This is a genomic window from Candidatus Photobacterium acropomis (assembly GCF_030685555.1).
Classification (GTDB): Bacteria; Pseudomonadota; Gammaproteobacteria; order Enterobacterales; family Vibrionaceae; genus Photobacterium; species Photobacterium lucens.
This window is the reverse complement of the sequence record NZ_CP131609.1, coordinates 2,611,612-2,619,193: the sequence shown is the minus strand read 5'-3', so window position 1 is coordinate 2,619,193 and position 7,582 is coordinate 2,611,612. Positions and strand designations below refer to the sequence as shown.

General features: G+C 41.3%; 5 protein-coding genes. 2 read left to right on the top strand and 3 right to left on the bottom strand.

Annotated elements, in window-relative coordinates; all coding sequences use genetic code 11:
• Positions 1-37 precede the first annotated feature (37 nt).
• Both Q7657_RS18850 and Q7657_RS18845 read left to right on the top strand, forming a co-directional pair.
• Positions 38-3,577, top strand: a complete 3,540-nt coding sequence (locus Q7657_RS18850; RefSeq protein ID WP_107165368.1) for a putative outer membrane beta-barrel protein — start codon at positions 38-40, stop codon at positions 3,575-3,577.
• Positions 3,577-4,077, top strand: coding sequence for an OmpA family protein (locus tag Q7657_RS18845; RefSeq protein ID WP_107165367.1), 501 nt, complete (start codon positions 3,577-3,579; stop codon positions 4,075-4,077). The genes Q7657_RS18850 and Q7657_RS18845 overlap by 1 nt, the downstream gene beginning before the upstream one ends.
• A 74-nt stretch (positions 4,078-4,151) precedes the next feature.
• Here the strand turns inward: Q7657_RS18845 and purB are convergent, their stop codons facing one another.
• The 3 genes from purB to mnmA form a co-directional block, all read right to left on the bottom strand.
• The gene (gene purB, locus Q7657_RS18840; protein ID WP_008987529.1) at positions 4,152-5,519 is read right to left on the bottom strand and encodes an adenylosuccinate lyase; all 1,368 of its coding nucleotides are present in this window, start codon (positions 5,517-5,519) and stop codon (positions 4,152-4,154) included.
• A gap of 95 nt (positions 5,520-5,614) precedes the next feature.
• Entirely contained in the window at positions 5,615-6,232 is a 618-nt protein-coding gene (gene hflD, locus Q7657_RS18835; protein WP_107165366.1) for a high frequency lysogenization protein HflD, read from the bottom strand.
• An 11-nt stretch (positions 6,233-6,243) separates the two neighbouring features.
• Positions 6,244-7,359 carry a tRNA 2-thiouridine(34) synthase MnmA gene (gene mnmA, locus Q7657_RS18830; protein WP_107165365.1) on the bottom strand — a complete coding sequence of 372 codons (1,116 nt, stop codon included), beginning with the start codon at positions 7,357-7,359 and terminating at the stop codon, positions 6,244-6,246.
• Positions 7,360-7,582: the final 223 nt, after the last annotated feature.

The following is a 7,582-nucleotide window of genomic DNA, read 5'->3' as shown; positions in this document are numbered from 1 at the left end:
TCTTTTACATCCGGCGTGGTTGCCAAAAGAGGTTAAAGTGAAACAGTTTAAACTAAGTAAAATAACACTATTAATCATTACGGCGTTGCCTTTAATTGCTCAAGCTCAACCTGTAAATACGTCAGAAAATCCATCACAAAGTGATCCTGAATTAACGTTAATTAGCTCAGAATCTACCGATGTTAAAACCGATATTCACACTCAGAAAGATAACTCACGTATCTATTTAGACGAAGGTGCGATTTGGGCTACTCGTGATATCACCAAATTTTCACCTGTGCTTAATGTCGATCTTAGTGATGAGGTGGAAGTTGAACACAATCAGGTAACAGATAGCCTTCGATTCAATATCCAAACCAATTACTCTCATTATATTAAGCGTTGGCAACTTGCGGTATACCGAGGCAAAGATCGTCATTTATCTCAGCCATTGAAAGTGCTGGCTGGTGATGAACTGAGTAATGATTTTGATATTGAATGGGACGGAAAAACTGAAACGAACTATCAGTTTAAAGCTGGGGAGCAACTGATCTTTAGACTCAAGGTTTGGGATAAAGATGGCAACATGGATATATCGACAATCGGTGTTACTGATTTAGTCCATGCTGATAAACAAGTAGAAATCGATAAACTTGATAATGATGACAGCAATGAAAAGCGCACTTATGGTCGTGCAACATTGATGCGTCATAACATTCCCACGTCGTCAGGCATGGCAAAAATGATGGGTACAGGGCTAAAGGGCGTTGATACTGTCACCATTGGTGAAGATGAATACACGGTGGAAGATGGCAAGTTATATGTAGAAAAGTATTTGCCAACCGATGCCTACATGTTCCCTGTGAAAGTGAAATATGACGATGGCAAAGAGCGTGACTATCAGCTATTTGTGCGTATTCCGGATACTTACTATGCTCAAGCGGGTTTAGTGGATCTGTATTTTGGAAAAAATCATGTTTCTGGCAATAAAGATGTGCTGGGCGTGGACGATCAATACCAAGGTGATATTTATAACCGTGGTCGCTTAGCCTATTTCGGTCAAGGTAAGTTTGGCGATAAGCTTCAGGTTGTTGCTCATGTAGATACTAAAGAATCAGCGTTAAAAGATATGTTCAAACATCCGTTTGCCGCAGACGACACGACGGTATTTGATATCTTAGACGATGACGACGAAATGTATTATGGCAACTATGGTGATGAAGCTAATATTGAGAAAGTCGTTAATACCAAAGGTAAAGTCTATCTGGATGTGCAATATGATAAATCCAGTGCCATGTGGGGTAATTTCAATACTGGATTAACCGGTACTGAAAACGCAGATTACAGCCGCAGCTTATATGGTTTTAAAGGGGATTATCGTACTCGTCAAACCACGTCATTTGGTGATGATCGGCTTGCTGTTACCGCTTTTGCTTCACAAGCCGATACGCTTTCTTCGCATGATGAATTTTTAGGTACTGGTGGTAGCTTATACAGCACTCGTCACGGTGAAATTGTACCTGGCAGCGACAAAGTCACTCTCGTTGTGCGTAACAGTAAAACAGGTGTTGTGGAAAGCCGTAAAACTTTGCAATCGGGTCGTGATTACACCATTAACCCGTTCCAAGGTCGTATTGTACTGAATAAACCATTAAGTCAGCAGTCACAATCTGGTGGTGATGGGGTATTAGATTCATCAACCAATAACGATCTCGAAAACTACTTATCGGTTGATTATGAATATGTGCCAAACGGCAGCGAAGCATTAGAGCAAATGACAACGGGTGGACGTGTTAAAGGTTGGCTTACCGATAACATTGCCCTTGGTAGTACTTATGTTCAAGAGCAAAAAGATAATCAGAATTATCAATTATCAGGGGCTGACTTAACCTTAAAAGCCACTGAAGGGAGTTACTTAACGGCGGAATTCTCTCATTCTGAAGGGCAGCAAACCGATAGTAACTACCTGTCAAAAGATGGCGGTTTAAGTTTCGATAAAATTGAAAACACTAATCCAAGTGCTAAACGTCAAGGTGACATGATCCAAGTACATGCTGTCGCGAGCTTGTACGATTTTATGCCTGATACCTTTGGTGCTGTCGGTAACGATATTGAAGCTTGGTATCGTGATAAAGATTTAGGCTATTCCTATGCCAGCCAAGACGATAACTTGGCACAGTTGGCTTATGGCTCGAAGCTACGTTTGCAGTTTGGCGATAGAACACAATTAACTACTCGATTTGATCATTTAGATGAGCAAGATAGCAGCGGTAAAACAGTTACTGATACCGAACGTGTTGAAGTTGAAGGCCAATACCGAGTCACCGATCATCTAAAAATTGCCGCAGCAGGTCGTCATGTTAATGAGCTTAATAATGATGATCAGCAAAGCTCTGGTGATCTGGTAGGTGTTCGTGCCGATTATGAATTTAACGATGACAATAGTGTTTATGTTAAAGGGCAGAAAACCGTTAATGCTAGTCAAAGTTTTGATCAGGACGATAGCGTTGCCGTGGGTGCTGAGTTTGCGCTGAATGATGATTGGACGTTATCCGGTGAATATGCCACGGGTGATCGCGGCGATTCACTGCAAGCGAAAGTGGATTACCAAGTTAACGATTACTACTCTACTTACGCGAGTTATATCCAAGAAGATTACGATAACGAAAACAATATTGTTTTTGGTCAGAAAGCGGATCTCACCGATACCTTGTCGTTCTATCAAGAAAATCAGTTTGTGGATGATAACAATGGCAAAGGCAAGGTGAACTCGTTTGGCTTTGATTATGATGTCAACGATGACGTTGATGCTGGTATTGCGTTTGAAAAAAGTAACTTAAAAAGCACAGATAATGGTGATATTGAGCGAAGTGGGATCAGTGTTTATACCTCGGTTGATAAAGACGATTACAGCTTAAAAAATAAAGTGGAATACCGTGTCGATAAAGGTGATAGCAAAGTCACTCAATTTGTTACCACTAACCGTTATGTTCATCACCTTAGCGATGAATACACCTTGTTTGGTAAGTTTAATTACTCGAAATCTAAAGATGAAACGAAAAACGAAGTCGTTGAACGCTACACAGAAAGCAGTGTGGGCTTAGCTTATCGTCCTATTTTTAATGATCGGCTGAATTTCTTAACTCGCTATACCTATTTAGAAGATTACGATCAAACTGACAGTTCAAAAGAGCAAGATACCAATAATGAGAAAAGCCATATTGTTGAAGGTGAAACGATTTATTCGGTCAATGCCCATGTTGATGTTGGTTTGAAAGGGGCTTACAAGAAAAAATCTGAGCTTTATAAACGTAAAGACAGTAGCGATGTGCCAGTGAAGAACGAGATCTTCCTAACTGGTGTCAGTGCCAGCTATAAAGTGATGAAAGACTGGGATATATCCGGTGAATATCACTGGAAAAAAGATCGTGTGACTGATGATTTAGAGCAAGGTGCATTAGTGTCTGTGAATAAACATATTAATGATAATGTGAAAATTGGTGTGGGTTATAACTTTTCTAAATTTGATGATGATTTAGTACATAACGATGATTACAACGCGAAAGGTGTCTTCATTAACTTAGTAGGTAAATTCTAATGAAAAAATCATTCTTCGTATTATGTGTATTAGCGTTATTGGGTGGTTGCTCAACAGATACTTATGTTAGCCAAGAAAACATCAATAAGTTTGATGATCTGACCGTGAAGAAGTTTTTAATTGCAGAGCTTAAACCGAAAGCAATAGCAGAAGATAAGAAGATATACTTGTCTTTGATCTCGCATTTTGACTTTGATAAAGCGGTTTTAAAACCACAAGACATTAAAGAATTAGATGATTTTATTGCTAAAATTCAGTCGCTTTCAGGTGATATCTTAATTGCTGGTCATACCGACTATCAAGGTAGTGACAGCTACAATGAAGCTTTATCGCTGCGTCGTTCACATGCGATTGAAAGCTATTTAAAAGCGCGAATTGATGAAAGTCATTATCATTTTGAAGTGAAATATTTTGGTGAGAAGAATCCCATCGTGAAAGGGCACAGCTTAAAAGCCAATGCATTGAACCGTCGCGGTTTGGTGATGTTCACGGAACTTTAATCGATAAATTCGAGATAAAGAAAAGGCGAGAAAGGTAACCCTTCTCGCCTTTTTTGATCTCGTTTATAACGAAATTATAGCTTGTCAGTTAGCTTAACAGCATCACCAATGTAGTTAGCTGGTGTTAGCTCTTTTAGACGTGCTTTTTCGTGCTCTGGTAGTTCAAGACCATCGATGAATACACGCATACCTTCGCCATCAACACGCTTACCACGAGTTAGCTCTTTTAGCTTCTCGTATGGTTTCTCGATACCGTAACGACGCATCACTGTTTGTACTGGCTCTGCTAGTACTTCCCAGTTCTTATCAAGCTCTGCAGCTAGTGCTTCTGCGTTAACTTCTAGCTTGCTAATACCTTTTAGTGTTGATGTGTAAGCAATAATTGCATAACCACAACCTACACCTAGGTTACGAAGTACTGTTGAGTCAGTTAGGTCGCGCTGCCAGCGAGAAACAGGCAGTTTCTGTGCTAAGTGACCGAAGATAGCATTCGCTAGGCCAAGGTTACCTTCAGAGTTTTCAAAGTCGATTGGGTTAACTTTGTGCGGCATTGTTGATGAGCCGATTTCACCTGCAATTGTCTTCTGCTTGAAGTGACCTAGTGCAATGTAGCCCCAAACGTCACGGTCGAAGTCTAGAAGGATTGTGTTGAAACGTGCGAATGCATCGAATAGCTCTGCGATGTAATCGTGTGGTTCAATCTGTGTTGTGTAAGGGTTCCAAGTGATACCTAGAGAGGTCACGAACTCTTCACTGTATTGGTGCCAATCGATTTCTGGGTAAGCAGAAAGGTGAGCGTTGTAGTTACCTACAGCACCGTTGATCTTACCAAGAATTTCAACGTTTTCGATTTGCTTGTATTGACGTTCCATGCGGTACGCCACGTTTGCCATTTCTTTACCCATTGTTGATGGAGAAGCTGGCTGACCGTGTGTACGAGTTAGCATTGGAATATCACGGAATTGATTAGCAAGATCTTTGATCGCATCAATTACGTTACGTACTTCAGGTAGCATCACTTTTTCACGAGCTTCTGTCAGCATAAGCGCGTGAGAAAGGTTGTTGATGTCTTCTGAAGTACATGCAAAGTGGATGAATTCGTTAACAGCGTGAAGCTCTGGCACTTCAGCTACTTTTTCTTTTAAGAAGTACTCAACCGCTTTAACGTCGTGGTTTGTTGTACGCTCGATCGTTTTAATACGTAGCGCATCTTCTTCACTAAACTCAGCCGCAATACGATCTAAGAATGCGTTTGCTTCAGCGCTGAATGCAGGAACTTCCACAATAGCGTCAGTAGCAGCCAATTTCTGTAACCAACGGATTTCAACGATAGTACGGTACTTTAGCAGACCAAATTCACTGAAGATGCTGCGTAGCGCACTTGTTTTACTTCCGTAGCGGCCGTCTACTGGGGAAACAGCAGTCAATGCTGACAGTTCCATATTGGGTTTCTCCTGATTTATAAGGGTTAAAACAAAATTGTTTGCTTAGCTTGAGGAGCACTCAAGCCAAGCAGTATGAATCTCAATCTGTCGCTTTAGTTACGAGCAAGCAAGATTTTTGCTTGTTCGATCATTTGTTTACGACCAAACAATAAATGGCGACGTTTACCACCTACTTGACGCCAAAGTACCGCACCACGTACCGCAGCTAGCAATAGCGCACGTACTTTATGTTGTACGTGTGGTTGCTGCAGTTGTGCAGGGGTACCTGATACTTGGATGCGAGGGCCAAGCGGGCTAATAATATCAAGGTAAACACTCGCGATATTACTTAGCATTTGCTCGTCAAGTAGCTCAAAGTGATCACGTTGGCGTTTGATCATATCAATACGATCACCGAGTTGTGACATGCTATCTCGACGGCTTTCTAACTTACGCTCAAGTGCCATTACGCTAACCAAGTAGCGAGTAATTTCGCTACCTGATGAGCTGTTATCAATGTCACGGATCATGGATTCTAAGCCCATGCGTAAGTTGGCTTCATTTCCATATACAGCAATAGTATTAGAAGGATTTGTTTCAACAATACTATTTAATGTTGCGGCTAAAATATCGTTATCACAGCTGCCGTTGCGGGCAACTTCCTGTACTAGTTTTACTGCTTGGCAAATACCAGCAAAGGCGATTGTTCGGTCATAAACAGTGTAAGCCACGGTGAAACTCCTTAAATTCGCTCTTCGATAATGCCGCCACCTAGGCAGATTTCACCGTTGTAGAATACCGCGGATTGACCTGGAGTAACTGCAATTTGAGGCTCATCAAAAATCACTTTAATGGTTTCATCATCCACAGGAATGATGGTGCAAGGAATGTCTTGCTGACGGTAACGTGTCTTCACCGTACAAGCCATGGTTTCACGGATTGGTTGACGATCAACCCAGTGAAGCTGCTTTGCAATTAAACCATTAGATTTAAGACGAGGATGATCTTTACCTTGACCAACAATCAGTAGGTTGTTTTCAACGTCTTTATCTACAACGTACCATGCATCTTCATGACCGTTGCCGCCTTTCTGACCACCAATGTGTAAGCCTTTACGTTGGCCTAGCGTGTGGTACATCAGACCTTGGTGTTCACCAATTTCTTTACCTTCGTCAGCGGTAACGATTTTACCTGGCTGCGCTGGTAGGTATTTGCCTAAAAATTCCGTGAACTTACGCTCACCGATGAAACAAATACCGGTTGAATCTTTCTTCTTCGCCGTGATCAAACCTTGCTCTTCCGCAATGCGGCGCACTTCAGGTTTTTCTAACTCACCTACAGGGAATAGGCTACGTGCAATTTGCTCGTGGCTTAATGTGTATAGGAAGTAACTTTGGTCTTTGTTGTTGTCGACACCGCGTAGCATTTGAGGCTTTTCGCCTTCTACAGTAGGGAAGCTGCGACGTGTGTAGTGACCCATAGCAATGTAATCTGCTTCAAGCACTTCATCTGCAAACTCAAGGAAAGCTTTAAACTTGATTTCCTTGTTACATAGAATGTCTGGGTTTGGCGTACGGCCTGCTTTGTACTCAGCAAGGAAGTATTCAAATACGTTATCCCAGTATTCAGCTGCAAAGTTGATGGTGTGCAGAGGAATACCAAGCTTGTCACATACAGCTTGTGCATCAGCGAGATCTTCTGCAGCAGAGCAGTATTCGTCGTTATCGTCTTCTTCCCAGTTTTTCATGAATAAGCCTTCAACTTGATAACCCTGTTGAAGGAGTAGGTAAGCGGATACCGATGAATCTACGCCGCCGGACATGCCGACAATGACTTTCTTTTGGCTGTTATCTGACATATTTCTCTTCAGTCGCTAATTTAGTGTTAAGAGCGTAATTCTAACAGAAAGCATTGAGCTGAAACAGATCGAGAGCAGAATCACACTTCAATAAATAAGAGACATAGCTTTATGTGCTAGGTACCAAACTAAAATAACCTTAAAAATCATTGTTAATACAATAACTAACAATAAAAAATGCCAATAAAACAGAGGTTATATATTAAGTTTGGAATCTAACGCA